This is a genomic window from Rhodopila sp. (genome assembly GCF_965277825.1).
Taxonomy (GTDB): Bacteria; Pseudomonadota; Alphaproteobacteria; order Acetobacterales; family Acetobacteraceae; genus Rhodopila.
This window is the reverse complement of record NZ_OZ255846.1, coordinates 1,951,326-1,976,083: the sequence shown is the minus strand read 5'-3', so window position 1 is coordinate 1,976,083 and position 24,758 is coordinate 1,951,326. Positions and strand designations below refer to the sequence as shown.

The 24,758-nt window shown below is 65.5% G+C and carries 23 protein-coding genes and 2 riboswitches; of the genes, 11 read left to right on the top strand and 12 right to left on the bottom strand.

All coding sequences use genetic code 11. The features are described from left to right. Nucleotides 1–50: 50 nt before the first annotated feature. Both ACQY4T_RS09920 and ACQY4T_RS09915 read left to right on the top strand, forming a co-directional pair. Nucleotides 51–1,400, top strand: coding sequence for a hypothetical protein (locus tag ACQY4T_RS09920; protein WP_428540920.1), 1,350 nt, complete (start codon nucleotides 51–53; stop codon nucleotides 1,398–1,400). Nucleotides 1,401–1,411: 11 nt separating this feature from the next. Further along, nucleotides 1,412–1,795, top strand: coding sequence for a RidA family protein (locus ACQY4T_RS09915; RefSeq protein WP_428540917.1), 384 nt, complete (start codon nucleotides 1,412–1,414; stop codon nucleotides 1,793–1,795). Between the two features lie 77 nt (nucleotides 1,796–1,872). On the opposite strand, the gene ACQY4T_RS09910 is transcribed toward ACQY4T_RS09915, so the two are convergent. Beyond that, entirely contained in the window at nucleotides 1,873–2,226 is a 354-nt protein-coding gene (locus tag ACQY4T_RS09910; protein WP_428540914.1) for a hypothetical protein, read from the bottom strand. A 140-nt stretch (nucleotides 2,227–2,366) separates the two neighbouring features. Between ACQY4T_RS09910 and ACQY4T_RS09905 the strand changes: the two genes are divergently transcribed. Continuing rightward, nucleotides 2,367–2,657 carry a putative quinol monooxygenase gene (locus ACQY4T_RS09905; RefSeq protein ID WP_428540911.1) on the top strand — a complete coding sequence of 97 codons (291 nt, stop codon included), beginning with the start codon at nucleotides 2,367–2,369 and terminating at the stop codon, nucleotides 2,655–2,657. A 68-nt stretch (nucleotides 2,658–2,725) separates the two neighbouring features. Here ACQY4T_RS09905 and ACQY4T_RS09900 read toward each other — a convergent pair whose 3' ends face one another. The 3 genes from ACQY4T_RS09900 to ACQY4T_RS09890 all read right to left on the bottom strand — a co-directional run bounded on the left by ACQY4T_RS09900 (nucleotide 2,726) and on the right by ACQY4T_RS09890 (nucleotide 6,081). Continuing rightward, nucleotides 2,726–3,571 (bottom strand): amidohydrolase family protein, encoded by an 846-nt coding sequence (locus tag ACQY4T_RS09900; protein WP_428540908.1) that lies wholly within the window; start codon nucleotides 3,569–3,571, stop codon nucleotides 2,726–2,728. Between the two features lie 152 nt (nucleotides 3,572–3,723). Then, nucleotides 3,724–4,521 carry a hypothetical protein gene (locus ACQY4T_RS09895; RefSeq protein WP_428540905.1) on the bottom strand — a complete coding sequence of 266 codons (798 nt, stop codon included), beginning with the start codon at nucleotides 4,519–4,521 and terminating at the stop codon, nucleotides 3,724–3,726. 90 nt (nucleotides 4,522–4,611) lie between these two features. Then, nucleotides 4,612–6,081: an AMP nucleosidase gene (locus ACQY4T_RS09890; RefSeq protein WP_428540902.1), complete on the bottom strand. Its 1,470-nt coding sequence runs from the start codon at nucleotides 6,079–6,081 to the stop codon at nucleotides 4,612–4,614. A gap of 253 nt (nucleotides 6,082–6,334) precedes the next feature. Then, nucleotides 6,335–6,428: riboswitch (glycine riboswitch) on the top strand. Between the two features lie 4 nt (nucleotides 6,429–6,432). Next, nucleotides 6,433–6,520: riboswitch (glycine riboswitch) on the top strand. 58 nt (nucleotides 6,521–6,578) lie between these two features. Between ACQY4T_RS09890 and gcvT the strand changes: the two genes are divergently transcribed. The 3 genes from gcvT to gcvP are packed head-to-tail and all read left to right on the top strand — an operon-like array spanning nucleotide 6,579 to nucleotide 11,041. Then, a complete protein-coding gene (gcvT, locus tag ACQY4T_RS09885; protein ID WP_428540899.1) occupies nucleotides 6,579–7,742 on the top strand; it encodes a glycine cleavage system aminomethyltransferase GcvT in 1,164 nt (387 codons plus the stop codon). A gap of 33 nt (nucleotides 7,743–7,775) precedes the next feature. Continuing rightward, nucleotides 7,776–8,162: a glycine cleavage system protein GcvH gene (gene gcvH / locus ACQY4T_RS09880; protein ID WP_428540896.1), complete on the top strand. Its 387-nt coding sequence runs from the start codon at nucleotides 7,776–7,778 to the stop codon at nucleotides 8,160–8,162. Between the two features lie 2 nt (nucleotides 8,163–8,164). Further along, nucleotides 8,165–11,041 (top strand): aminomethyl-transferring glycine dehydrogenase, encoded by a 2,877-nt coding sequence (gene gcvP / locus ACQY4T_RS09875; RefSeq protein WP_428540893.1) that lies wholly within the window; start codon nucleotides 8,165–8,167, stop codon nucleotides 11,039–11,041. 1 nt (nucleotide 11,042) lies between these two features. Here gcvP and ACQY4T_RS09870 read toward each other — a convergent pair whose 3' ends face one another. From ACQY4T_RS09870 to ACQY4T_RS09835, 8 genes are all read right to left on the bottom strand, one after another. Further along, nucleotides 11,043–11,603, bottom strand: coding sequence for a Uma2 family endonuclease (locus ACQY4T_RS09870; protein WP_428540890.1), 561 nt, complete (start codon nucleotides 11,601–11,603; stop codon nucleotides 11,043–11,045). Nucleotides 11,604–11,647: 44 nt separating this feature from the next. Further along, nucleotides 11,648–12,511 (bottom strand): TIGR03620 family F420-dependent LLM class oxidoreductase, encoded by an 864-nt coding sequence (locus ACQY4T_RS09865; RefSeq protein WP_428540887.1) that lies wholly within the window; start codon nucleotides 12,509–12,511, stop codon nucleotides 11,648–11,650. A gap of 14 nt (nucleotides 12,512–12,525) precedes the next feature. After that, on the bottom strand, nucleotides 12,526–13,713 hold the full coding sequence (locus ACQY4T_RS09860; RefSeq protein ID WP_428540884.1) for a CaiB/BaiF CoA transferase family protein: 1,188 nt from the start codon (nucleotides 13,711–13,713) through the stop codon (nucleotides 12,526–12,528). 83 nt (nucleotides 13,714–13,796) lie between these two features. Beyond that, entirely contained in the window at nucleotides 13,797–14,120 is a 324-nt protein-coding gene (locus ACQY4T_RS09855; RefSeq protein WP_428540881.1) for a YnfA family protein, read from the bottom strand. After that, nucleotides 14,120–14,965 (bottom strand): MOSC domain-containing protein, encoded by an 846-nt coding sequence (locus tag ACQY4T_RS09850; protein WP_428540878.1) that lies wholly within the window; start codon nucleotides 14,963–14,965, stop codon nucleotides 14,120–14,122. The genes ACQY4T_RS09855 and ACQY4T_RS09850 overlap by 1 nt, the downstream gene beginning before the upstream one ends. A gap of 7 nt (nucleotides 14,966–14,972) precedes the next feature. Then, entirely contained in the window at nucleotides 14,973–16,421 is a 1,449-nt protein-coding gene (locus ACQY4T_RS09845; RefSeq protein ID WP_428540875.1) for an APC family permease, read from the bottom strand. 151 nt (nucleotides 16,422–16,572) lie between these two features. Next, nucleotides 16,573–18,195, bottom strand: a complete 1,623-nt coding sequence (locus ACQY4T_RS09840; RefSeq protein WP_428540872.1) for a thiamine pyrophosphate-binding protein — start codon at nucleotides 18,193–18,195, stop codon at nucleotides 16,573–16,575. Between the two features lie 101 nt (nucleotides 18,196–18,296). Further along, the gene (locus ACQY4T_RS09835) at nucleotides 18,297–19,208 is read right to left on the bottom strand and encodes an SDR family NAD(P)-dependent oxidoreductase (protein WP_428540869.1); all 912 of its coding nucleotides are present in this window, start codon (nucleotides 19,206–19,208) and stop codon (nucleotides 18,297–18,299) included. A 323-nt stretch (nucleotides 19,209–19,531) separates the two neighbouring features. Between ACQY4T_RS09835 and ACQY4T_RS09830 the strand changes: the two genes are divergently transcribed. From ACQY4T_RS09830 to ACQY4T_RS09810, 5 genes are read left to right on the top strand one after another with little or no spacing between them, the layout of a single operon-like run. Next, nucleotides 19,532–20,827, top strand: coding sequence for an ABC transporter substrate-binding protein (locus ACQY4T_RS09830; protein ID WP_428540866.1), 1,296 nt, complete (start codon nucleotides 19,532–19,534; stop codon nucleotides 20,825–20,827). 15 nt (nucleotides 20,828–20,842) lie between these two features. Beyond that, on the top strand, nucleotides 20,843–21,925 hold the full coding sequence (gene rutA, locus ACQY4T_RS09825) for a pyrimidine utilization protein A (protein WP_428540863.1): 1,083 nt from the start codon (nucleotides 20,843–20,845) through the stop codon (nucleotides 21,923–21,925). Further along, a complete protein-coding gene (locus ACQY4T_RS09820) occupies nucleotides 21,922–22,854 on the top strand; it encodes an ABC transporter permease (protein ID WP_428540860.1) in 933 nt (310 codons plus the stop codon). Before rutA ends, ACQY4T_RS09820 begins: the two co-directional genes overlap by 4 nt. A 1-nt stretch (nucleotide 22,855) precedes the next feature. Further along, nucleotides 22,856–23,701, top strand: coding sequence for an ABC transporter permease (locus ACQY4T_RS09815; protein ID WP_428540857.1), 846 nt, complete (start codon nucleotides 22,856–22,858; stop codon nucleotides 23,699–23,701). Beyond that, on the top strand, nucleotides 23,701–24,753 hold the full coding sequence (locus ACQY4T_RS09810; protein ID WP_428540854.1) for an ABC transporter ATP-binding protein: 1,053 nt from the start codon (nucleotides 23,701–23,703) through the stop codon (nucleotides 24,751–24,753). The genes ACQY4T_RS09815 and ACQY4T_RS09810 overlap by 1 nt, the downstream gene beginning before the upstream one ends. The last annotated feature ends 5 nt before the right edge of the window (nucleotides 24,754–24,758 follow it).

Here is a 24,758-nt window from a genome sequence, read left to right as displayed (position 1 = left end):
CAATCACCGTCGTGCGCCATCGTCGCGGCGATCAGACAAAGGACGGTCCGATGCAGCGCGATGCACGCGGTCTCCAGCTCTCGACCGACAGCGCCGCGGCGGCCGCGCTGTTCGATCGCGCGGTGGAGCACTTCTTGAAATATCACCGCGACACCATGAACCTGGTCAGCCAGGCGCTGGTGGCCGATCCGGGGTTCGTCATGGGGCACTGCATCAGCGGCTACCTGATGATGGCCGGCGCCAACCCGGCGCATCGGCCGGCGATCGCCCGCAGTCTCGCCGCGGCCGAAGCCGGGTCCGCCGTCGCCACCAGGCGTGAGCAACGTCACGTCGCGGCGCTGTCCGCCTGGACCCGCGGCGCCCTGGGCGAGGCGTTCGCCGTCTGGCGCGATCTGCTCGATGACGATCCAACCGATCTGCTGGCGGCGCGCATCAGCGACACCACACATTTTCGCTTCGGCCACACGAAGACCGTCCTGGAACAGGCCGACCGCCTCGCGCCGTCCTGGTCACCCGATTTGCGCGGCTACGACTGCTTCCAGTCAGTCTGGGCCTTCGCCCACGAGGAAGCCGGCGATACCGCAGGCGCCGAACGCGCAATCGACGCCGCGTACGAACGCGATCCGGAAAATTTCTTTGCGCATCATGTCAAGGCCCACATTCTGGAGGCCGACAGCCGCCCGCACCAGGGCAACGACTGGCTCGCTGCGCAGACCGGCTATTGGCCGATCGGCAACAACCTTGTGCATCACCTGTGGTGGCACCGCGCGCTGATGCAACTCGATCTCGGCCAGCACGACGCGGTGCTCGCCAGCTACGACGACAACATCCGCAATCTTGACGCCCCGCTGACCAAGGCGGCCCCCGACCAGTTCAACGACCTGCAAAACGCCACCGCCCTGCTGTGGCGCCTGGAACTGCTCGGGCTGGACGTCGGGGCGCGCTGGAACGAACTGGCCGACAAGGCCGAGGCGCGGATCGGCGATACTGCCTATCTGCTGCTGCCGCCACACCTGATGCTGGCATTGGCGGCAACCGGACGGGACGCCGCCGCCGCCGGCTTCCTCGCCGCGCTGCGCGAACAGGCCGACGATCCCAACCGATGGGACGCCGCGGCGATCGGCGACGTGGTCGTGCCGGTCTGCGAGGCCGGTCTGGCGCATCGGCGCGGACAGCACGGTCAGGTGGTCAGCTTGCTGGCGCCCCGCCTGGAGCAAATCCGCCTGCTCGGCGGCAGCAACGCTCAACGCGACCTGTTCCGCCAGATCCTGATCGACTCCGCGAGGCAGGCGGATCGTCGCGACGTGGTTGCCGCGATGATCGCCGAGGAGAGCGCCAGCCATACCGTTCCGCCAACCCAACGCGCCGGTTACGCCGCCGCGGCGCGCTGGCTGATGTAGGGGAACATTCCATGCCAGCCATCGAATGCTTGATGCTCGACGGCCAGCCTGAACCGGTGAGCCACTATTGCCATCTGACCAGGGCCGGCAACTTCGTCTGGGTCTCCGGCACCGTTGGGGTCGCGGCGGATGGCAGTGTCCCAGACGACGTCGTCGAGCAGTTCGAGATCGCCATCGCCAGCCTTGATGCCTGCCTGAAATCGGTCGGCGCCGGTGCTGAGCATGTGGTCAAGGTGACGGTTTATCTGACCGACGTCGCCGATCGCCGCAAGATCAATCCGATCCGGCAGCGATACTTCGGCACCCATCGTCCGGCCTCGACCTTGGTCGAGGTGTCGGCGCTCGTGCTACCGACGCTGAAGGTGGAGATCGAGGCGCAGGCTGTGCTGCCGTGAAGTGGGCAGTCCGAAACCGGCTTCGACGCCCACCCAGGCCGGGACCCTTCTAATGCCCTTACTTCCCAGCATCGTCTCTATCGCTGTTGTTGCCGCGCCAACGGAATGGAACGGCCGCGTCGGTCGCGCCAGCCGGCTCGCAGCATCCACAGCACAAGCCACACCACGATCCGGAACGCGATGATGGCAAGGGTGATCTGCACCCACAGGCCGAAATTCCCAAGCGTGGCCTCGATCCGGTCACCCCACGGATAAGGCAGCAGATCGCACCCGGTTTCGATCATCGATGTGGTCGTCCGCTTCCACCAGGTCAGCATTTCCGGCGCGTATAGCCAGCCATAAACATAACCGAGCAGGATCGCGCCGGCGGTCCACACCCGGAAAAAGTGGTTTCGCAGCCACGCCCGCGTATCGTTCCAGGAATTTCCCAACGCCGGTTTCCCGCTCGGTCGCTGGCCTGAACTCATGGCCGCCCCGATTGTTCCCACGCCGCGGATTGTCGCCGCGGCAGTAGACTTGACGAGGCAATTCGTGCGGTCACAACTTCCAGACCTTGATGGGAGGCAAACAAATGGCCGTACGACTCGTGGTCACGATCAACGCTGCCGCCGGCAAAGGCACCGAACTCGCGCAGGTCTTTCGTCAGCGCTGCCTCGACGTCGCCAAGGAACCCGGCTGCCAGGAGTTCGAGGTTTTCCAAAGCGTGCTGAACCCCGACAAGCTGGCACTGCTGGAGCTTTGGCAAGACCAGGCCACGCTTGACGCCCATGCCAAGGTCAACGCCACCCGCGCGCCGTTGCCGGACGGCCTGCGCGCCGCCGGCGGCTCGCGCGAGGATTACCAATACAACAAGACCCGGTAGCATCCGGAAGACCGCCGGGATGACGGTCCCCTGGTTCGCAACCGGCCGCTACCCTGCCGCCGTGACAATCAGGTTTTGGACGGCGCCCAGTCATAAACCCGCCGCAGCGTGCCACCCATCAGGACCTCGCGGTCGTTGTCGGACAGGCGATCGCTGACGCGAAATGCATCCACCCCCTGCTGGTAGCTCAGCAATTCCACCGCTCGGGTCCAATCGGTGCCCCAAAGACACCGATCCAGGCCAAATTCGTCGAAGATGCGGCCGAGCGGATCCCATATGTCGTTATACGGAAACGGTTGCTGCGACAGCGTGCAGGCCCCGGTGATCTTGACCACGATGTTGGCGTGCTCGGCCAGCGCCAGCAGCTTCGGAAGCTCGGCGAACGGCACTGGAGGCGCCGGCGGCTCGAACGGCTGCTGCAGGCCGAGATGATCGATCACCAACTGCGTATCCGGATTGCGTGCCGCCAACTTCCCGGCCTGCTCCAGACGCCCCCAGCATAACAGGTTGACCGGCAACGCGTGGCGTGCGGCGGCCGCGAGAACCTGGTTGAGGCCCGGATCCGCGGCATCGGTTGATACGTCACCGCGCATCATGATGCGGATGGCGACAGCGCCATCGGTCGCAGCCCAGTCCGCAATGGTATCGACCACCGCCGGATCGCTGGGGTCGACCGGCTTGATCAAGGCGAACCGGCCGGGATAAGCGTTGCGCACGCTGATCGCGTAGCTGGCGTCGTAGCTGTACATGGTGAAGGCCGACACCAGCACTGCCCCGTCGACCTCGACCGCGTCCATCGCCGCCACCATGTCGTTGCCGGTGACCTCGGGCGGTCCATGCAGCACTGCCGCCCATGGCCGTCCGGGATGGTTGCGCTCATAGGCATGTACTTGGGCATCTATCGTGACCATCATTCCCCCCTTGTCTCCGGAACCATTCCGCTAGCGCGTGTAACCGTAACGCCCCGAATCGCACCGCTCAACCGCGACGCCGACGCGGCCGATCGATCGGTAACAGGCGTAACAGGCGTGCAGGCCGTGCGCCGGCAACGACACCGCCGCCCCGATCACCGCGACTTGCCGAGGTTTTCCAGCAACGCCACGGCGCCCGGCAGTTCCCGCCGTCTCTCCCGCAGCAGCTTCTCGCCGCCGACCGCGTAGACCGCAACGGCTGAAAGCAGGTCACGCAACCGCCCGGAACTGCTGGCGTCGAACGGCAGGACGCAACCGCCGGTGCGCTTGGCAAGGTCCCAGAACACTTCGGCCTCGCGGGACGCCGAGCGATCGGCGGTGTCGTGCAGCACGATCAACCTGGTGCCCCCCCGGCCCATGGCATCGGCCAGCTTGCGGCCCTGCGCCACGCTCTCCTCGAACACGTCGCCGATGTAGACCACGACCCGAACGGCCGGACGCGCCAGGCTGACCGACAGGATCGGCAGCAGGCGGGTCAGCCCGGCCGCGCAGGCGACACCGGCGGCGCGATCACGTAGCGTGCCGGCATCGCCGGTGAACGCGGTGAAAGTGTGTACCCGCGAACCGCCATGCACCGCCAGCGCAACGTCCAACTCCCCCGGCAGCGCCTGCACCAGCACGTCGGTGACCCGCCGCGCCGCCGCCCAGGCCGGCTCGCGTGACGCCGTGGCATCCACCGCGAAGATCAGCCGAGGCCTTGGCGCGGCGCCGGTTTCCGCCGGTGGTTCGGCGTGGGTCAACGCCGGCAGAGCCGCCGCCGCCGCGGTCGCCGCCGTGCTCGCCAGCGTTCGCAGTCGCCCCAGCACATTGGCCCCTCGCGCCGTCGCGGGCACCGTTGCGGGCGGCGGCGGCGTATCGTCGGGGATCAGGACGAAATTCGGCTTGTCAGCCATGGCCGTCTCCGATGCTTGGACAAACGACGATAGAGCAGGATCGCGCTGGGCGGAACGTCCCAAGCCGCATGAATCAACCGGGTCGCCGGCTCAGCGGAACGGCGGCTCATCGAAGCTCCGCAGCTTGCGCGAATGCAATGCAGCCAGGTCGTCGCGCAGCAGGTCGAGCGCGGCCAGGCCGATGTTCAAATGCTCGCCAACAGCGCGTTGGTAGAACGCGCTGGCCGTGCCGGGCAGCTTGATCTCGCCATGCAGCGGCTTGTCGGACACACACAGCAGGGTGCCGTATGGCACCCGCAGCCGGTAACCCTGCGCCGCCAGAGTGCCGCTCTCCATATCGACGGCAATCGCCCGCGACAGGTTGATCCGCCGCCGCTCCTGCGACCAGCGCAGTTCCCAGTTGCGGTCGTCGTACGATACCACGGTGCCGGTACGCAGCCGTTGCTTCAGCGCGTCGCCGCGCTCCCCGGTGACCCTGGCCGCCGCTTCCTGCAGCGCCACCTGCACCTCGGCCAGCGCAGGTATCGGCACCTCGGGCGGCACCAGGTCGTCCAGGATGCGGTCGCGCCGCAGATAGCCATGCGCCAGTACGTAATCTCCGATCGCCTGCGACTGCCGCAAGCCGCCGCAATGACCGATCATCAACCAGCAATGCGGCCGCAGCACGGCCAGGTGGTCGGTGATGTTCTTGGCGTTGGACGGACCAACGCCGATGTTGACGATGGTCACGCCACCTTGGCCGTCGCCGCGGGCAAGGTGATAGGCCGGCATCTGAAACCGCTGCCAGGGCGCCCCGGCAAGCCTGGCCGCGGCCTCGGCCGCATCGTCGCCGCGGCTGGCGACAGCACCGCCAGGGGCGACGAGTTGCTGATACGGGCTGGCCGGATCGGCCAATTCGTCCAGCCCCCAGCGCACGAACTGATCGACATAGCGCTGGTAGTTGGTCAGCAGGATCCACGGCTGGATCCGACGCCAGTCGCTGCCGGTATAATGCAGCAGCCGCTGCAGCGAATAATCCACCCGCACCGCATCGAACAGCGCCAGCGGCCGCGGCTGCCCTGGTTCGGTCGTCCACAGCCCATCCGCCACTTCGTCGCCGACCGCGGACAGCAGCGGCGTCGGGAAATACCGTGCTAACTCCGCCGGCGAGGCACCACTGTCAGCCAATTCGTCGCCGCGTTCGAGCACGTAGGGAAATGGCATCTCCTGGTCGCTCGGCTCCACCCGGATCGATGCGCCATATTCGGCGACCAGCGGCCGCAACTGCTCCAGCAGGTATGCGCGGAAGAACCCGGGCTGGGTAATGGTCGTGGCGTAGCGGCCGGGCGCCTGGAACTTGCCCCAAGCGCGGCGGGTCGTCGGCACCGGCCCGTTCGGCGCCCAGTGCAGGCACAGTTCGGGATAGCGGAAGCCCTGCCGCTCCGTTCGGTCCGGGGGCGCGCCGCCGGCGGCGAAGCGCACCAGCGCGTCGCGCTGCGCCCGCACCGCCTCGGCATGCATTGCCTCAAGCCGGTCCACGGCCTGCTCCGGGGTCAGCATCGTCTGGCGTTCATCTCGCACCGGTTCGGCGGCCTCCAACAGCGATTACCATGGATGGCAATCGCGCATCCGCGACATGATCGCTTCCCGCCCGCGGTGCAAGCAAACCAGCACCCGGCCGGCTGATCGAAGGGCGAATATCGCTGCGTCGAACACCAACGGCGCAGCATCCTGTCTTGCTGAACTAGCAACCGCCGCACCCGGACTCCGCTCCCCCACCGTTCAAATCCCTTTGCATCCACCCGCCGTCTGAGGCATTCTGCCGGTGTCCCAGGCACCCGCCGCGGGAGAGCAGCGGGCCAAAATCCGCCGCCGAAGGCGCAACCGGCCCCCGGAAACGCTCAGGCACCCAGGACCGCGACGGGCAGGGATCTCTGGAAAGCCGAACCGCGTGCACACGCGGTTTGCACCGACGGAGTAAGGGGTTGCGGCCCCGAATCTCTCAGGTACCGTGACAGAGGGGGGTCATCGCCGCCGGCATTCCGCCGGCGGATGGCCCGGTCGCGGAGAACACCATCTTGGCTCAGAACGCCCTGCCCGACGATCCCGCGACGGCGCCGCCGCGCAGCGTCCCGCTCGATCCATGGCACCGCCGCCATGGCGCACGCATGGTGACCTTTGCCGGCTACGCCATGCCGGTGCAATACGACCCGACCGGCGAGCTTGCCGACCGCTGTCGAGGCGGCGTGCTGGCCGAACACCTGCACACCAGGGCCCATGCCGGACTGTTCGACGTGTCGCATATGGGCCAGGCCACGCTGACCGGAGCCAACGCCGCAGCCGCACTGGAAAGCCTGGTCCCGGGCGACATCACTGGCCTCAGACCCGGCCGTCAACGCTACACCCTGCTGACCAACGAAGCCGGCGGCATCATTGACGACCTGATGGTCGCCCGGCTCGACGCCGATCGCCTGTTCCTGGTGGTCAATGGCGGGCGCAAGGACATCGATTTCACCCATCTCGCCGCCAACCTCCCCGAACACCTGAGCCTCACCCCGCACGACGACCGGGCGCTCTTGGCGCTGCAGGGCCCCGAAGCCGCCGCCGTCATGTCACGCCTGTCCCCCGAGGCCGCCGCGCTGCCGTTCATGGCCATTGCCGCCGTCAAGCTGGATGGCATCGACTGCCTGGTATCCCGCTCCGGCTACACCGGTGAGGACGGCTTCGAGATCTCGATCCCCGCCGCCGATGCCGAAGCCTTGGCCAACCGCCTTATCAGCCAGCCGGAGGTCGCCCCGATCGGCCTCGGCGCCCGTGATTCGCTGCGACTCGAAGCCGGCCTCTGCCTCTACGGCAACGACATCGATGAACTGACCAGCCCGATCGAGGCCGGCCTGACATGGGTGATCAGCAAGCGCCGCAAGACGAACTGGGATTTTCCCGGCGGCATCATGATGCGCGACCAGCTCGACAACGGCGTGCCGCGCCGCCGCGTCGGCGTCCGTCCGGATGGCCGCGCCCCGGCCCGCGCCCAGACCATGATCGTTGCCGACGACGGCACCGAGGCCGGTACCATCACCTCCGGCGGCTTCGGCCCCAGCGTGAACGGCCCGATCGCCATGGGCTATGTTCGCAAGGACCTCACCGCCGACGGCACCCGGTTGAACCTGATCGTCCGCGGCAAGACCATCCCCGCCAGCGTCGTGCCGCTGCCGTTCACACCCCATCGCTATCTACGCTGAGATCTCCACCCTAAGCTTAGAAGGAACGCCCCGATGGCCAGCAAGACTGCTGACAAGCGTTACACCAAGGACCACGAATGGGTGCTGATGGACGGCGACATCGCCACCGTCGGCATCACCGACCACGCCCAGGAACAGCTCGGTGACCTGGTCCATGTCGAGCTGCCGGAGCTGGAACGCGCCGTCGCCGAGGGCGAAACCTGCGCCGTCGTCGAAAGCGTCAAGGCCGCCTCCGACGTGTTCGCACCGCTGGCCGGCAAGATCGTGGAAATCAACGAGACGGTCACCGAAGACCCCTCCATCGTCAACAGCGACGCCGAGGGCGAAGGCTGGTTCTTCCGCCTCGAACTCGACGACACCGACTCGTTCGAGGCGTTGATGGATCAGGACGCCTACGACGAATTCCTGGAGACCCTGTAGCGATGGACTATTCCGGCCTGGACGCCGCCGCCGAACTGGCACAGCTCGAGGATAACGACGGCTTCGTCCGCCGCCACATCGGCCCGTCCGAAACCGAACTTGCCGCCATGCTGCACCGCGTCGGTGCGGCGACGCTGGACGACGTCGCCGGCAAGACGGTGCCCGCCTCGATCCGCTCCAACGCCGCGCTGGACCTGCCGGCGGCGATCGACGAGGCCGCCACGATCGCCGAACTGCGCGCGCTGGCGGGGCAGAACGCAACCACCAAGAGCCTGCTCGGCATGGGCTACCACGGCACCGTCACGCCGCCGGTCATTTTGCGCAACGTGCTGGAGAATCCCGGCTGGTACACCGCCTACACGCCCTATCAGGCCGAGATCGCGCAAGGGCGCCTGGAAGCGCTGCTGAACTTCCAGACCATGATCTGCGAACTCACCGGGATGCAGATCGCCAACGCCTCGCTGCTGGATGAGGCCACCGCCGCGGCCGAGGCGATGGCGATGGCCCACGCCCTGGGCAAGACCAAGTCGAACGTGCTCGCCGTCGCCACCGACCTGCACCCGCAAACCCTCGCCGTGCTGGCAACCCGAGCCGGGCCGCTCGGCATCACGTTGCATCCGGTCGCACCCGGAGACATCGCCGCGATCGGCGCCGCCAATCCGTTCGCGCTGCTACTGCAATACCCCGGCAGCAGCGGCGCCCTGCGCGACCTGTCGGCGGAAATCGCCGCCGCGCAGGCAGCCGGCGCGCTGGCCATCGTCGCCACCGATCCGCTCGCCTTGGCCCTGCTGACCCCGCCCGGCGAGATGGGTGCCGACATCGTGGTCGGTTCGGCCCAGCGCTTCGGCGTCCCGGTCGGTTTCGGCGGCCCGCATGCCGGCTTCTTCGCCACCAGGGAGAGCTTCAAGCGCACCATGCCCGGACGCCTGGTCGGTGTCTCGCTCGACGCCGCCGGGCACCCCGCCATGCGCCTGGCACTGCAAACCCGCGAGCAGCACATCAGGCGCGAGAAAGCCACATCCAACATCTGCACCGCGCAGGTCCTGCTGGCGGTGATCGCCGGCTGCTATGCCGTCTGGCATGGCCCGGACGGCCTGCGCCGAATCGCCCGCCGAGTTTCCTTGCAGGCCCGCATGCTGGCCGCCGCGGCGATCCGCGCCGGGCTGCGTCTGCGCCACGACACCTTCTTCGATACCATCGTCATCGAAGCCGGCGACGACCTGATCGCCCGCGCCGCCGCCGGCGGCTACAACCTGCGCCGCGTCGACAACACCGGCGTCGCCATCGCGCTGGATGAGACCGTCACGCGCGACGACCTCCTGGCCCTCGCCCAACTGCTCGGTGCCGACCTTGGCGGCGCTTTCGCCGCGATCCCGCCCGCGGTGCTGCGCGGCACCGACTTCCTGGGGCAATCGGTGTTCAGTCAGCACCACGCCGAACACGAGATGCTGCGCTACCTTAAGCGCCTGGAGGACAAGGACATCGCGCTGAACCGCAGCATGATCCCGCTGGGTTCGTGCACGATGAAGCTGAATGCCACGGCGGAGATGATAGCGATCACGCTGCCCGGCTTCGCCGACATCCATCCGTTCGCGCCGCCCGACCAGACCACCGGCTACCTGACGCTGATCCGCCGCCTGGAATCCTGGCTCTGCGCCGCCACCGGCTTCGCCGCCGTGTCGCTGCAGCCCAACGCCGGGTCGCAGGGCGAATACGCCGGGCTGCTGGTGATCCGCGCCTGGCACCAGTCGCGCGATCAGGGCGATCGCAACGTCTGCCTGATCCCATCCTCGGCGCACGGCACCAACCCCGCCAGCGCCGCAATGGCCGGCATGCAAGTGGTCGTCGTCGGCTGCGATCGCGACGGCAACGTCGATCTGGCGGACCTGCGCGCCAAGGCGGCGAAACACGCCGACCGGCTGGCGGCACTGATGATCACCTATCCATCGACACACGGCGTGTTCGAGGCCGGCATCCGCGACATCTGCGCGGCGATCCACCAGCACGGCGGCCAGGTCTACATGGACGGTGCCAACATGAACGCGCAGGTCGGGCTGACCTCGCCCGCCTCGATCGGCGCCGATGTGTGTCATCTGAACCTGCACAAGACGTTCTGCATCCCGCACGGCGGCGGCGGCCCTGGTGTCGGCCCGATCGGCGTGGCGGCGCATCTTGCCGGCCTGCTGCCGAACCATCCGCTGCGTGCCGACGCCGGCCCGCCAACCGGCATCGGCCCGGTCTCCGCCGCCCCGTTCGGCAGCGCGCTGATCCTGCCGATCGCCTACGCCTATATCCGCATGATGGGGCCGGCTGGGTTGAAGCGGGCTACCGAGGTCGCCATCCTCTCGGCCAACTACATCGCCGGCCGGCTGCGTAGCGCCTATCCGATCCTCTACACCGGCCCCGACGGCATGGTGGCGCATGAGTGCATCATCGACTGCCGCGGCTTCGCCACCGAAGCCGCCATCCAGGTCGAGGACATCGCCAAACGCCTGCAGGATTATGGTTTCCACGCCCCGACAATGTCATGGCCGGTCGCCGGCACGCTGATGATCGAGCCCACCGAAAGCGAGTCGAAAGCCGAGATCGACCGTTTCTGCGACGCCATGATCGCGATCCGCGCCGAGATCGGCGCGATCGCCGCCGGCACGCTGGATCGCGCCGACAACCCGCTGAAACACGCCCCCCACACCGCTGCCGAGGTCATGGCGGAGGTCTGGACACACGCCTATACGCGGACCCAGGCCGCTTTTCCGTTGCCGTGGGTCGCCGCGTCGAAATACTGGCCGCCGGTGAAGCGCGTCGACAACGTCTACGGCGACCGCAACCTGATCTGCACCTGTGCCCCGCTTCAGGCTTACGCTGAGGCGGCGGAATAGGTCAGCCTTCCGCGGTATCAGCCGAGGGAAGCTCGACGTCGGCGTATACCCCCGGCAGTGGTATCTCGGCGTTGACCTCGGGCATCGCCAGCACGGCGTCTCCGGTCAGTACGCTGACGGTCCATGATTCGTCTCGCTTCAGATAGACCGTCGCGGCAACGGCGTCCTGCTCCAGGATCACATAGCGCCGGATCGACGGCGTGGCCTGATATTCCCGCAGCTTTTCGATCCGGTCGATCCGCGAGGTGGATTGGCTCAGCACTTCAAACACGACGACCGAATCGGCGATCACCGTTTGGTCGCGCCTGGCAGCGGAGCAAAAAATGAAAGCATCGGGATACCGGATTCGCCCGGATGCTTCGATCTTCAACGTAGGCCCACGCACCGCGCATGGGGTTCCCCGCAACGCCTGAAGCAGCAGTGACCGAAGATTGCCCCCGATCGCTTCATGCGCGTTGGTCCGGCCGGTCATCGCCACCGGTCCCAAACCGTCGAACTCCCAGCGTTCCTCCCAGGTTAGGAACGCCTCAACCGTCATCGGCTTGCGCAGGGACACGCTCATCGTGGGATTGTAGCAGGCTTTTTGTTTCGCGTCGCGCCCGCCACTCAGGTATCGGCCAGCGCCGCCAGCATCGCGTCCCGCCCCGAGGTATCCCCCATCCGATGCACCGGCTGGATCGCCACGTGCGTCGCCCCGGCAGTGAAATGAGCCCGCAGCCCGGATTTGACCTCCTCCACGCTGCCCCATAGCACCATCGCATCGATGAACGCGTCCGAACCGCCGTTCGAAAGATCAGCCTCGGTGAAGCCCATGCCCAACCAGGAATTGCGGTAATTGTCCAACACCATATAGCGAGAAAGCTCTTCCCGCCCCAACGCCCGAGCCTTGATCGGGTCGGCCTCGATCGTCACTTTTTGCTCGATCGCCAACCATTTGTCGGGACCCAGGATCTTCGCCGCCTCGGCTGTATGTTTTGGTGTCGTATTATACGGCACCGCCCCGCGTGTCATCTGCCCGGCCAGCTTCAGCATCAGCGGCCCCAGCGCGGCGATGCAGATCGGAAATTCGTCCGCACCCGCCTCGCCCTTCCTGATCGCCTCGAGGTATGACCGCATCGCCGGCACCGGCTTCTGATAAACATGCCCGCGGACACCTTCGACCATCGGCATATGGCTGACCCCCAGCCCGAGGATGAAGCGATCCCCATACAACTGGTTCAGACTGATCATCCCGCGCTGCGAGGTGAACGCATCGCGCGCATAGATTGACGCGATCGAACTGCCGATCTGCAACCTGTCGCTGTGCGACAGCATATAGCCAGCCACCGTGAACGACTCATAACCGCGCGATTCGGGATACCACAGCGTATCGTAGCCGTGTCTCTCGACCGTCTTGACGAATGCCGCGATCTGCTGCGCACCGGCATGTTTGTCCGGGGAATACCAAACCCCAAGCCGTCCCAGTTTCATATGCAACATCCCATTCAGATGATCCGCGCGGAACGAAATCCGGCGATGTCGGCCGAGCTGTAGCCGAGTTCGCCTAAGACCTCGTCATTGTGCTGACCGAACATCGGCGGCGGCCGGTCAACTCGTGGCCCGTCGTGACCGAACTTGAACGCCGCGACCGGCACGCTGAACGACCCTTCGATTCCCGGCGTGGCGTCCGCCCGGTGCAGCAGACCACGCGACGCCAGTTGCGGGTCGGCGAGTGCCTCCCCCATCGTCCGCACCCGGGACGCCGGCACGTGCCGCTGCTGCAGATACTCCTCCCACTCGGCGGCCGTCCGCGTCAGCATGATCTCGCCCAGCACCGAGGCCTCACGCTGATGATCGGCGTCGCGTTCGTCGTTGCTGCGCTTGATCAGCTCGGGCCGCTCCAGCACCGTCCACAACCGCTTCTGCTGGCGCAGGTTCGACGCCCCCAGCATCACCATTCCGGCGGCCGTCTGATACGCCATCGAGGTCGCGTGCGGCATGCGGTTGCCCGACGGCCGCGGATGCTTGCCGTTGCGCAGATAGCCGGTGACATGGCTCGCCATCAGCATCATCGCGACATCCAGCATCGCCATGTCGATCCGCTGGCCCTGCCCGGTACGTTCGCGCTGGAACAGTGCGGCGGACAGCGCATACGCACCCATCGTCCCGGTCGCGTAATCGATCGCCGGAGCACCGATCTTGATCGGATTGACCTCCGGCGTGCCGGTCATCGCCATGATGCCCGAGGTCGACTGGATGACATGGTCATAAGCGGTGCGCTGGCGCTTCGGACCATCCTGACCGAACGCCGAGAACGACGCATAGATCAGCTTCGGATTGATCGCGCGCAGGTCCTCATAACCCAGCCCCAGCGCCTCGAACGCCCCCGGCCGATAGTTCTCCACCAGCACATCCGCCGTCGCCACCAGCCGCTTCAGGATCTCCCGCCCCTTCTCGGTTTTCAGGTTCAGCGTGATGGCGCGCTTGTTCGACCCCTGAGTAAGAAACCCGGTCCCCATGCCAGCATGGTTCAAATCGGCGTCGGTGCCCGAATCGCGGCTCTGATCGGGCTCATCCGGATGTTCCACCTTGATCACGTCGGCGCCCATCAGCCCAAGCTGATAGGCCGCGAACGGCCCAGCCAGGACATGGGTGATGTCGATGACGCGGATGCCCTCGAATGGACGTGACATCGTGGCTCCCTTTCGTTGCGTGCCGCCAAGAGCGTGCGTGCTGCGAAGTGCCGCGTCAATCAGCCGGCACCGGCGGGGCTGATCTAGCCCTCGCGCGGGCCGAACAGGATCAGCGCGCTTCCGGCCAGACAGACCATCACACCAACAAGGTCCCAACGGTCCGGACGATGACCCTCGACCATCCACAGCCAAACCAGCGACATCAGGATATAGATCCCGCCATAGGCCGCGTAGGCTCGGCCTGCAGCATTGGTGTCGATCAAGGTGAGCAGACAGGCAAACACCACCAATGACGCCACCCCAGGCACGATCAACCACGCCGGCCGGCCCAGACGCAACCACGCCCAGAAAGCGAAGCAACCAGCGATTTCGGCCAGCGCCGCCGCGAGGTAGACCAGTAATGCCATCACCCAGCGCTGAGCGCGCGGGCCGGAACATTCGGCGTGCCGGTTTCCAGCACCGTCACCGGATCGCCGACTGCTACGCGGGCCAACGTCTGGGGGATCATGTTCTGCCCGAACATCACCCCGCCCGCGGCCCGGCGAAATGTCCCCAGTGTATGCAGTGGCTCATGCGGGTTCGGTCTTTCCCCGCTCTGTTGGTCAACGCTTGTCACCACACAGCGACTGCATGACTTCGGCAGCCGGAACTCCACTTTTCCCACCCGCACCCGGCGCCAGCCGTCCTCGGCCCACGCGCCGCCATGTTCGATGACGAGGTTGGGTCGGAAGCGATGCATCGGCACCGGCTGCGCCAGACGGCGATTCAGGTCCGCGAGTGAATCCATCGACGTCAGCAACACCGGAAACCCGTCCGCGAAACTGACGCGATCGTCCGGCTGTCCATAGTCCGGGTCCACCGGCCGGGCATCGCAATTTGCCAGATAGACCAACTGGCATGGCCGACCAAGCACCGCCTTCAGCCAGTCCGTCGCGGCTTGATGCGCCCGCGCGGCAGGCACCGTGCTGCGCCACACGGTGACCGATATCGTTTCGACGTCAATTGCCGGTCGCGGGACAAAAACCCCCCGATCGCCCTCGGTGCGCAGAACCAGTCCGTCCGCCACCAGCTCGGCGGAAATCGTCGCCATCACCGGCAATTCCCGCTGTGTTAGGAAGCGACCGTTGGAATCCACCACCATCCAGCGCCGATCGTTCGCGAAGCCACAGCGTTCGACCTCGATCGCCTGCACCGGCTGACCACGCAGTCCCTTGACCGGATAGCGCCACAACGCGGCAACGCGAACGTTCATTCAACCCTCAGGCGACCTGATGGCGCGCATGTGCCAGATCCAGATCCTGCTGGATCTCCACCAACGCCTCCGGCTTGCGCCGGCGCACGCTCAGGATCCAGGTAATGCCCGCCACCAGGTAGACCAGAAAAACATAAGGGAAATAGACCACCGGCGCGGCTGGCACCGGATAGACGCTACCGACGGTCGGGATGACCAGCAGCGCCAGCGACGCCACGCAGATCACCACGTCCAGCGGACGACGTTGCGACCGCTTTGCCAGATAGGCGGGTGCGGCAACGGTGATCAGGATATACGGCACCAGAAACCCAAATGCGGCGAAGGTGCCGACATAGCTAAAGATATCCAGCGGTGCCAGACCCCACAACAGGCCCAGCGCCGGCACCACGAAGGCGATCACCCCCATCACCGAGACCGCGACATGCGGCGTCGCGTTCACGTCGTGCGCGCCGGCGGTCGCCGGATGGAACAGGCCGTGGCGTCCCATCGCGAAGATCAACCGGCCACCGGCATTGATGCAGGACAGGCACAACGCGAAGAAGCTCACCATCGCCCCCAGCGACAGCGGGATCTGCAGCAGCGGCACATGCACCATGGCGGCCATGGCGTTGAGCGGCGCGTCCATCTGATCGAGCGGCGGCTTCGCCCCATGCGTCGCCTGCACCATCACGTAGGTCACAAACACGAAGAACGCACCCGAGATCAGCAGACTGAGGATCACCGCGCGCGGAATGGTCCGCAGCGGATCGCGCGCCTCATCACCAAACGCCGTGGCACACTCGAAACCCACCAGGCTGAAGATCGCCACCACCACCCCAAGCCCAAGCCCCGACAGCGGCAGGTTCGCGGTGTCGAACTGCGCGTGGTCGATTGCGAAGTTATGTTGAAACAAGCTGATCACGCACAACAGCAGGATCAGCGTCATGGAAATTCCTTCCAGTGCCAGCATCAGCACCGCCGAGACCTTGACGTCCTTCCAGGCGCAGAACCATGCCATCAGCACGCAGGCCGCGGCCAAGGCCAGCAGCGGCACATGGATGCCGGCCATCTCGAACAACTTCTCGGCGAAAATGGAGAACCCGGCGACGCCTGCCATCGAAATCCCCAGATAAGCCCATATCAGCGACCAGCCACCGATCGCCCCCACGGTAAAACCAAGCCCGCGACAGATGTAAGCATACATCGAACCCGCCGAGGTCGAGCGGCGGGCAAATTGATTGAGGTTCAGCGCAACGAACAACAGCATCACGGTGCCGAGCGCGTACGACAGCCAGCTCCAGTCACCGGTGTTTCCATACATTACAGGAATGATCAAGGCAGCGGTCATCGTCGGTGAGATCAGCGCGATGCCTTGCGCCAGCAATTCAGTGAAACCCAGACAGTTGTGCCTTAAAGTGCCCTGCGACATGACCAGAACCTTCTGCTTGACGTTGGCGAAACGCTTCGGATTAGGCATTGATCGGCGCCAGCGTTTTCACGCAGCCGCGCGGCCGCGGCCATGCAATCTGCATGCCCACTCAGCTATACAGAAATTATTGGTCTGATATTAGAACGAAATCGCCAGCGGACGATGCGAAGCGACTACAGAACCCCGCATCCTCGGGGCACTAACGCCGAACCACCGGCGAGGCGATGCTCTCGATCATGACATTGACCACCGCCGGCTTGCGGCTGGCCAACGATCGCTCGATTGCGCCCGACATGTCGCCGGCCGCGGTGACCAGTTCGCCATGCCCACCCAGCGCCGTCGCCACCAGATCGTATCGCGTCGCGTTCAGCTCACAGCCATGCGCGCGGTTCGGACCATAGTCCCGCACCTGCAGGTTATATTCGGCGTTCCACCGGCGGTCGGTACCGACAATGGCAACGAACGGCAGATCGAGGCGCACGGCGGTTTCAATCTCCGCCATATGGAACCCGAACGTGCCGTCTCCCATCACCGCGAACACCGGCGCACGGCGCTCGACCACGCGTGCGGCGCAGGCCATCGGCAGTGACGACCCGATGGATCCCGCCACGCCGTTGATCATGCGCCGGTCGTTGCGCAGCATCGCCTGGCCCCACTGCGCGAACTCACCGCCGTCGCAGATCAGCACGCTGTCCGGATCGGCATCGAGGAACCTCTGCAAGCTCCGGAAAACCTGCGCCGGATGCAGCATGCCCTGGGTTTTCGACGCCAGCTCCGCCCATTCCGCCGGCCGATCGTCGAAGCACGACCGCGCCTCCGCCAGCCAGGCCGCGTCTTCCCGAGCCCGTCCCCGGGCGATCAACGCCTCCCCGGCCGGATAGGTGTCCGCCACGCAGCCGAACGCCAGTCCGCGACCCCGAGCCGCTCGTTGCAGGATCGCCCCATCCGGATCAATGGCGACGAACCGGCACTCCGGCGCGAACGGCAACGCCCCGAACTTCAAGGTGAAATCCAGCGCCTTCCCCAACAGCACCACCAGATCGGCCCGCTCGGCCACCTTGGCGTAGGCGCCCAGGCTGGCATCGTTGAAGCCGCGTGGCCCCTCGCTGAGGCAGGCCGGAACCCGCAGCGCTTGCTCGATCCGGCGCAACAGGTCACGCCCCGAACGAGTCGCCAGCACCGGCGCACCGATCACCAGCGGCCGCTTCGCCGCCGTCAACAGCGCCAGCACCGCGTCCGCCGCCGCGTCATCCAGCGCCAACGCCGGCGCGGTGAAATCGGCCACCTCCGGCCACACCACGGCATCCTCCGCCACCGAGGCATCCAGCACATCCGAGGGCAGGCTCAGATGCACCGGTCCCGGCCGCCCCGACGCCGCCAGCCGCAGCGCCCGAGCCACCTCCATACCGACCGTCGCGGTATCGGTCGCCAGCCACGCCGCCTTGCACACCGGAGCCGCCATATCCACCTGGCGTAGCTCCTGAAATCCGCCGCGGCCAAGCTGATCAGTCTCGGTATGCCCGGACAACAGCAGCATCGGCGTCTCCTGCCCCAGCGCGGTGAACAGCGCCCCCACCGCATTGGCATGCCCCGGACCGCCGGTCACCCAGGCGATCCCCGGACGTCCGGTCAAACGTCCATACGCGTCGGCCATGTGCACCGCCGCCGCCTCATGACGGACATGCAGCAAAGACAGCCTGGTTTCGATCGCGGCGTCGAACAGCGACATGATGTGATTGCCGGACAGCGTGAAAATATCGCTGTGGCCGGCGCGCCCAAGTGTCCGCACGACAATATCGGCGCCGCGAAGTCTGGATGGCATAAGGTGTTGATCCTTGGGGATTGCGCGGCGGTCAAACCGCCGTTGTCACGGCCGTCGCCCACCGTCGATGGCCGGGCTGAACCCGGCCATCAGACGACGACTTAGACCGGATCCCAGGGATATACGTCCCGCGTCCGCTCCAACGGCGTGAAGCTGTTGGTCACCGCCGGCAGCCAATGTTCCGCCAGCTTTTCCGGTGTCCAGCCATCCGGGCGTGCCATGATCCGGATCGGACGCGGCTGGTTGTACAGATACACCTCGTTCCCCCGCACCCCGAAAATCTGCCCCGACACCCCCGCGGCAGCGTCGGTCCCAAGAAACGCGATCAACTGCGCGATGTGATCCGGCCGGGTCTTCGCCGCGCGCGCCTGCAGCTGTTCCTCGGTCTGTCCCGGCACGGTCTCAATCATCCGGCTGAACGCGTGCGGCCCGATGCAGTTTGACCGCACATGATACCGTTGCATATCCATTGCAATGTTGCGCGACAACCCTGCGATGCCCAGCTTGGCCGCACCGTAATTCACCTGCCCCACGCTGCCGATCAGACCGGATGTCGAGGTGATGTGGGTATAGCACCCGCTCTCCTGCTTGCGGAAATGCGGGATCGCCGCGCGCGAGACATAGAACGCACCATAAAGGTGCACCTTGATCACCGCGTCCCATTCCTCGATCGACATATAGTGGAACATGCGATCGCGCAGAATGCCGGCGTTATTCACCACGATATCGATGCGACCGAAATTATCGATCGCATCCTGCACCATTCGCTGGGCGTCTTCCCAACTCGCCACGCTGCCGCCGTTCGCCACTGCTCGGCCTTTGCCGTTGGCCTGCTCGATCTCGGCCACCACGCGCTGCGCCGGACCGACATCCTGGCCCTCGCCGGTCACCGTGGCCCCGACGTCGTTGACCACGACCTTCGCGCCATTCGCAGCCAGCGCGATCGCCGTCGCCCGTCCGATGCCGCCACCGGCCCCCGTCACCACCGCGACCTTGCCGTCAAGCATACCCATTGGTTTCCTCCTTCAAAATCCACCGCGACACCATGCGATAGAGCGCGGTGCGTGTCATCCTCCGGCCCCGAGGCCGGACCCACCGTCCCAAACGGACGCTTCGGTTGCATCGCACAGCAGGCAGCAACTTATCGCAGCGAATGGACTCATATTGTGCATGAATCGCCTAAAAACCATTCATTCAAAGCAACTGGTCTTTGACTCAGCAAAGTTTCAGGGCATTTTGTACCATGCTGCATTGCAGCGATCACCGGTTCGCTCTAGGCTAATGTGCATTATGACCCGAACCTGACCTCTGAACCGACCGCAAGGAAAACCCGATCATGACCTCCGCCATCGCCAAGCCACCGCCGCATGGCGTCTCCCGCCGAGCCGTGTTGACCGGCGCCGGCGCGGCCGCCGGATCGGGGGCCCTCACCGGCTTCCCAACCATTTGGGCCCAGAACGTCAAGAACATCGTCCTGCGTCACGTCGGGCCGCCGGTCACCGCCATCCCGGCCATCGCCGAACAGGCAACCAAGGACCTCGGCTTCACCATCCAGATGCAGGCGGCGGAGAACGCCGACCTGCTGAACCGTTTTCTGTCCAGTTCCAACGCGATCGACTGCGCCGATGTCAGCATCGTCTACATGCGTTACCTGATCGGGCGGAATATATTGCAGACCATTCCGGTGGCGAAGTTCAAGTATATGGACCAGACCATGCCGCTCTTCACCAAGGGCGAGTATCCGGATGGCCGCAAACTGCCGCAGCAGGGCATCACCCCGACCTCGGTGCTGTATGCCACCGACGCCACCGGCAACAAGGCAACCGGCGGCCCGCCAACCGAATGGTTGACCGTCATCCCCACCGTCACCAACGGCGACACGTTGGGCATCCGTCCCGACCTGATCCACCGTAAGGTCGATAGCTGGGCCGACTTGCTGGCGCCGGATTTCAAGGGCAAGGCCGCCATCCAGGACAACCCGGCGATCGGCGTGATCGACGTCGCGATGGCGCTGGAGGCGCGCGGCGATATCAAATACGGCGACAAGGGCAACATGACCAAGGATGAGATCGACAAGACCATCAAGATCATGTTGGACATCAAGCAGGCCGGCCAGTTCCGTTCGTTCTGGACGTCGTTCGATCAGTCGGTGAACCTGATGGCCTCGGGTGAGGTGGTGATCCAGTCGATGTGGTCGCCCGCCGTCGCCGCCGTCCGCTCCCGCGGCATTCCCTGCACCTTCCAACCGCTCAAGGAAGGCTATCGCGGCTGGGGTTATTCGCTCGGTGTCATGAAGCACGTCGACGGCCTGAAACTCGACTGCTTCCACGAGTACATGAACTGGTACACCAGCGGCTTCGAAGGCTCGTTCATCGCCCGTGAAGGTTACTACTCCGCCCAGCCCGACAACGCGCGCAAATTTCTCACCCCGGCCGAGGCGGCCTACTGGTTCGACGGCAAGCCCGCCCAGGCCGACATCCTCAGCCCGTTCGGCAAAATCATGGAAAAAGCCGGCAAAGTGCGCGACGGCGGGTCGATGTGGGAACGGCTAGGCAACATCGCAGTGTGGAACTCGGTGATGGATCAGGACCGCTACTTGACCCGCCGATGGAACGAATTCATCACCTCCTGAACAGGAATCCCCGCCATGCAGCTAGGCGTCTTCATTCCGATCGGCAACAATGGCTGGCTGATCTCGACCACCTCGCCGCAATACAAACCGAGCTACGATCTGAACAAGACGATTGTCGATAAGGCCGAGCAGTTCGGGTTCGATTTCGCGCTGTCGATGATCAAGCTGCACGGCTTCGGCGGCCCGTCGGGATTCTGGGACTACAACCTGGAATCGTTCACCCTGATGGCCGGCCTCGCCGCCACCACCAGCCGGATAAAACTGTTCGCCACCTGCGCCGTGCTCACCATGCCGCCACCGATCGCCGCCCGCATGGCGGTCACCATCGACAGCATCTCGCACGGTCGGTTCGGCGTGAACATCATCTCCGGCTGGCAGCGCCGTGAATACACCCAGATGGGCATCTGGCCGGGCGCCGAACACTACAAGCGCCGCTACGAGTATTGCGCCGAATACGTCACCGTGATGAACCAGTTGTGGCAAGACGGCCGTTCCGATTTCCGTGGTGACTTCTTCCAGATGGACGATTGCCGTTGCCTGCCGACGCCAACCGCCAGAATCCCGATCATCTGCGCCGCGCAAAGCGATGCCGGCACGAAATTCGCCGCGCAATACGCCGACTACAACTTCTGCGCCGCGTTCGGCCACAACGCCCCCACCTCCGTCGCACCCAGCGTCGCCCGCCTGGTCGAGGCCAACAAGCAGACCGGCCGCGACTGCGGCGCCCTGATCCTGGTCATGATCATCGCCGACGAAACCGATGCCGCCGCCGACGCCAAATGGGACCACTACAAAGCCGGAACCGACCTCGAGGCACTGGCCTATCGCGACGAACAGGCACAGGACGACCCCAGCACCGACATCTACGCCCAACCCAACCGGCGCCGCATCATGGGCACCGACAAGCTGCCGACCAACCAGGGCGTGCTGGTCGGATCCTACGCCACGGTCGCCCGGATGCTCGACGAACTGGCCGAGGTCCCCGGCGTGCGCGGCGTGATGATGACCTTCGACGACTTCGTCATCGGCATGGAGCAGTTCGGCACCCGCATCATGCCGCTGATGCGCTGCCGCGACGCCATCCAGCAGGCGGCATGACCACAGCCGGCCTCAGTTCGGTCGTAGCGGTCGGCCGTGGGGTTGCAACGTCCAGGCAAAATCGATCCACCCGGCTGCCGCCCTGGCTGGTATCCTGGCTTCAGGTCAGCCCGCTGGCACTGATCCTGATCGTCCTGTTCGCCCTGCCGACCACGCTTTTCCTGATCGTCAGCTTCTACGACTACGACCGCGTCGGCATCTACCCGGCATTCCTGCTGGACAACTACCGCGAACTGCTGACCACGCCGGCCACCTGGCGAGTCTACGTCAGTTCGCTCCGATTCGCCTTCATCGTCTGGGCGATTACCCTGTTCCTCGGCTTCAACATCGCATACTTCCTTATCTTCCACATCCGGAACAACATAACCCGCACCGTGCTCTTCCTGCTCTGCGCCGTTCCGTTCTGGACCTCCGGCATCATCCGCACCATCGCCTGGATCCCATTCCTTGGCCGGAACGGCGCCTTCAATCAACTGCTGATGGGCCTCGGCATCACCTCGCACCCGCTGACCTTCCTGCTGTTTTCCGACTTCGCCGTCATCGTCACCTACGTCCACCTGTTCACCCTGCTGATGGTCGGCCCGATCGCCAACTCACTGTCAAAAATCGACCCCGCTTTGCTCGAAGCCGCGGTCGACGCCGGCGCCAGCCGATGGCGCACCATGGTCGACATCGTCATCCCGCTGTCGAAAACCGGCATCGTCCTGGGCTCGATCCTGGTGTTCACCCAGGTGATGGGCGACTACTTTGTCGTCCGCCAAATGAGCGGCGGCCAAAGCGCCTCCATCGTCTCGATGCTGTCCACCGAAATCCAGGCGATGCAGTACCCGCCGGCATCGGCCAACGCCATGGTGCTGGTCGTCTTCGTCGCCATCCTGGTCGCCGCGATGATGAAAGTGGTCGACGTCCGCAAGGAATTGGTGAAATAGCATGCCGGCCAGCCGCATCAGCGACAAACGCCCCTGGACCTTCTACGCCCTGGCAACCCTGTTCGGTGCCTTTCTGCTGTTTCTCTACGGGCCGATGTTCGTCATCTACGTGCTGTCGTTCCAAGGCCCCAACGGCGGTGTCACCTTCCCGATGGTCGGCACCTCGCTGGTCTGGTTCCGCGAGGTGTTCCAGAAAGGCCAGATGGCCAACCTGCCGGTGGCGTTCGAACGCTCGATCGCCCTCGGCGCCGTGGTCAGCGTGCTGACCGTCATCATCTCGGTCGCCGCCGGGCTTGGCTTCCGCCGCCGCTTCCCCGGATCGGGCGTGCTGTTCTACCTCGCCGTCGCCAGCCTGGTGATGCCCAGCCTGCTGGTCGGCTTCGGCATCGGTCTCGGCTTCCAGTTCCTCGGTCTGCAACCCAGCCTGTTCACCTCCGCGCTCGGCGCCCAACTGACCTGGACCCTGCCGTTCGGCCTGTTCGCCATGTTCGCCGTGGTCAACCGCTTCAACCGCTCGTGGGAGGAAGCCGCCACCGATCTCGGCGCCAACGCCTGGCAGCGGTTGCGCCACATCACCATCCCCATCCTGCTGCCCGGCATCATCGGCGTCGCCATGGCCGCCTTCACCCTGTCATACGACGAATACGCCCGCACAACGCTCACGATCGGGCCGAAGAACACCCTGCCGCTGGAAATCTACGCGCTGATCTCGTCGGATACCTCGCCCACATTGTTCGCCATCGGCACGCTGACCACCGCCGTGTCGTTCCTGGCGATCACCGTCTCGCTGCTGGTCGTGCTGCGGCTGCAGCGGCGGCGCGGCCGCACATTGGCAAAGGTCGGATAATGGATACACGTTTCGACGTCGAACTAATATCGGTGACCAAGCGCTACGGCCCAACCCTGGCCGTCGATACCATCTCCCTGCGCATCCCCCGCGCCACCTATTGCTGCCTGCTCGGTCCCAGCGGCTGCGGCAAGACCACCACGCTGCGCATGATCGCCGGCCACGAGGCGGTCACCGACGGCGACATCCTGATCCACGGACAGAACGTTTCCGACCTGCCGCCGATCAAGCGCGGCACCGCGATGATGTTCCAAAGCTACGCCCTGTTCCCGCACATGTCCTGCCTCGATAACGTCGCCTTCAGCCTGAAAATGCGCGGCGTCGCCAAGCAGGAGCGGCACAACCGAGCGCGCGAATACCTCGCTCTGGTGCACATGGCCGACTTCGCCACCCGGCTGCCCGCGCAACTATCCGGCGGCCAGCAACAACGCATCGCCCTGGCCCGCGCGCTGATCAACCGCCCCCGGGTGCTGCTGCTCGACGAACCACTGTCCGCGCTCGACCCCTTCCTGCGCGTCAAGGTGCGCGAAGAACTCAAGCGCCTGCAGCGCGAACTCGCCATCACCTTCATTCACGTCACCCACAGCCAGGATGAGGCGATGGCCCTGGCCGACCTCATGGTGGTGATGGAGAACGGCCACATCCGCCAATCCGCCCCACCTCGCGACGTCTTTGAACGCCCCGTAAGCCCATTCATCGCCCGCTTCATCGGCAGCCACAACGTGCTGCGGTCGAACCAGGGTCCGGTCGCCGTCCGCGCCGACCGCTGCCGCCTCGGCACACCCCAGGACGGCCCGCACGTCAACGGCCCCTACGTCAACGGCAAGGTCACCGCCGTCGAGTATCAGGGCTCGATGGTGCGGGTAGCACTGCTGACCGAGGCCGGCGACGAGGTCTCCGCCCTGGTCCCCGACCAGACCTTCTACCGCAAGCCCACCGAACCCGGCGACCCGGCAACCCTGGTATGGTCCGAGCAGGACACCCACGCATTGTCCGGAGAGGACACCCACCCGTTGTCCGAGCAGGACACCCACGCCCTTATGGAATCGTAACGGCC

Bases quoted from the DNA above. Each gene is read 5' to 3' on its own strand.
- ACQY4T_RS09820 (WP_428540860.1), top strand. From the start codon at position 21,922: ATGACCACAGCCGGCCTCAGTTCGGTCGTAGCGGTCGGCCGTGGGGTT.
- gcvH (WP_428540896.1), top strand. From the start codon at position 7,776: ATGGCCAGCAAGACTGCTGACAAGCGTTACACCAAGGACCACGAATGG.
- ACQY4T_RS09815 (WP_428540857.1), top strand. From the start codon at position 22,856: ATGCCGGCCAGCCGCATCAGCGACAAACGCCCCTGGACCTTCTACGCC.
- ACQY4T_RS09865 (WP_428540887.1), bottom strand. From the start codon at position 12,511: ATGAAACTGGGACGGCTTGGGGTTTGGTATTCCCCGGACAAACATGCC.
- ACQY4T_RS09830 (WP_428540866.1), top strand. From the start codon at position 19,532: ATGACCTCCGCCATCGCCAAGCCACCGCCGCATGGCGTCTCCCGCCGA.
- rutA (WP_428540863.1), top strand. From the start codon at position 20,843: ATGCAGCTAGGCGTCTTCATTCCGATCGGCAACAATGGCTGGCTGATC.
- ACQY4T_RS09810 (WP_428540854.1), top strand. From the start codon at position 23,701: ATGGATACACGTTTCGACGTCGAACTAATATCGGTGACCAAGCGCTAC.
- ACQY4T_RS09905 (WP_428540911.1), top strand. From the start codon at position 2,367: ATGGCCGTACGACTCGTGGTCACGATCAACGCTGCCGCCGGCAAAGGC.
- ACQY4T_RS09915 (WP_428540917.1), top strand. From the start codon at position 1,412: ATGCCAGCCATCGAATGCTTGATGCTCGACGGCCAGCCTGAACCGGTG.
- ACQY4T_RS09870 (WP_428540890.1), bottom strand. From the start codon at position 11,603: ATGAGCGTGTCCCTGCGCAAGCCGATGACGGTTGAGGCGTTCCTAACC.
- ACQY4T_RS09840 (WP_428540872.1), bottom strand. From the start codon at position 18,195: ATGCCATCCAGACTTCGCGGCGCCGATATTGTCGTGCGGACACTTGGG.
- ACQY4T_RS09845 (WP_428540875.1), bottom strand. From the start codon at position 16,421: ATGCCTAATCCGAAGCGTTTCGCCAACGTCAAGCAGAAGGTTCTGGTC.
- ACQY4T_RS09855 (WP_428540881.1), bottom strand. From the start codon at position 14,120: ATGGCATTACTGGTCTACCTCGCGGCGGCGCTGGCCGAAATCGCTGGT.
- ACQY4T_RS09860 (WP_428540884.1), bottom strand. From the start codon at position 13,713: ATGTCACGTCCATTCGAGGGCATCCGCGTCATCGACATCACCCATGTC.
- ACQY4T_RS09920 (WP_428540920.1), top strand. From the start codon at position 51: ATGCAGCGCGATGCACGCGGTCTCCAGCTCTCGACCGACAGCGCCGCG.
- gcvP (WP_428540893.1), top strand. From the start codon at position 8,165: ATGGACTATTCCGGCCTGGACGCCGCCGCCGAACTGGCACAGCTCGAG.
- ACQY4T_RS09835 (WP_428540869.1), bottom strand. From the start codon at position 19,208: ATGGGTATGCTTGACGGCAAGGTCGCGGTGGTGACGGGGGCCGGTGGC.
- ACQY4T_RS09850 (WP_428540878.1), bottom strand. From the start codon at position 14,965: ATGAACGTTCGCGTTGCCGCGTTGTGGCGCTATCCGGTCAAGGGACTG.
- ACQY4T_RS09895 (WP_428540905.1), bottom strand. From the start codon at position 4,521: ATGGCTGACAAGCCGAATTTCGTCCTGATCCCCGACGATACGCCGCCG.
- ACQY4T_RS09900 (WP_428540908.1), bottom strand. From the start codon at position 3,571: ATGATGGTCACGATAGATGCCCAAGTACATGCCTATGAGCGCAACCAT.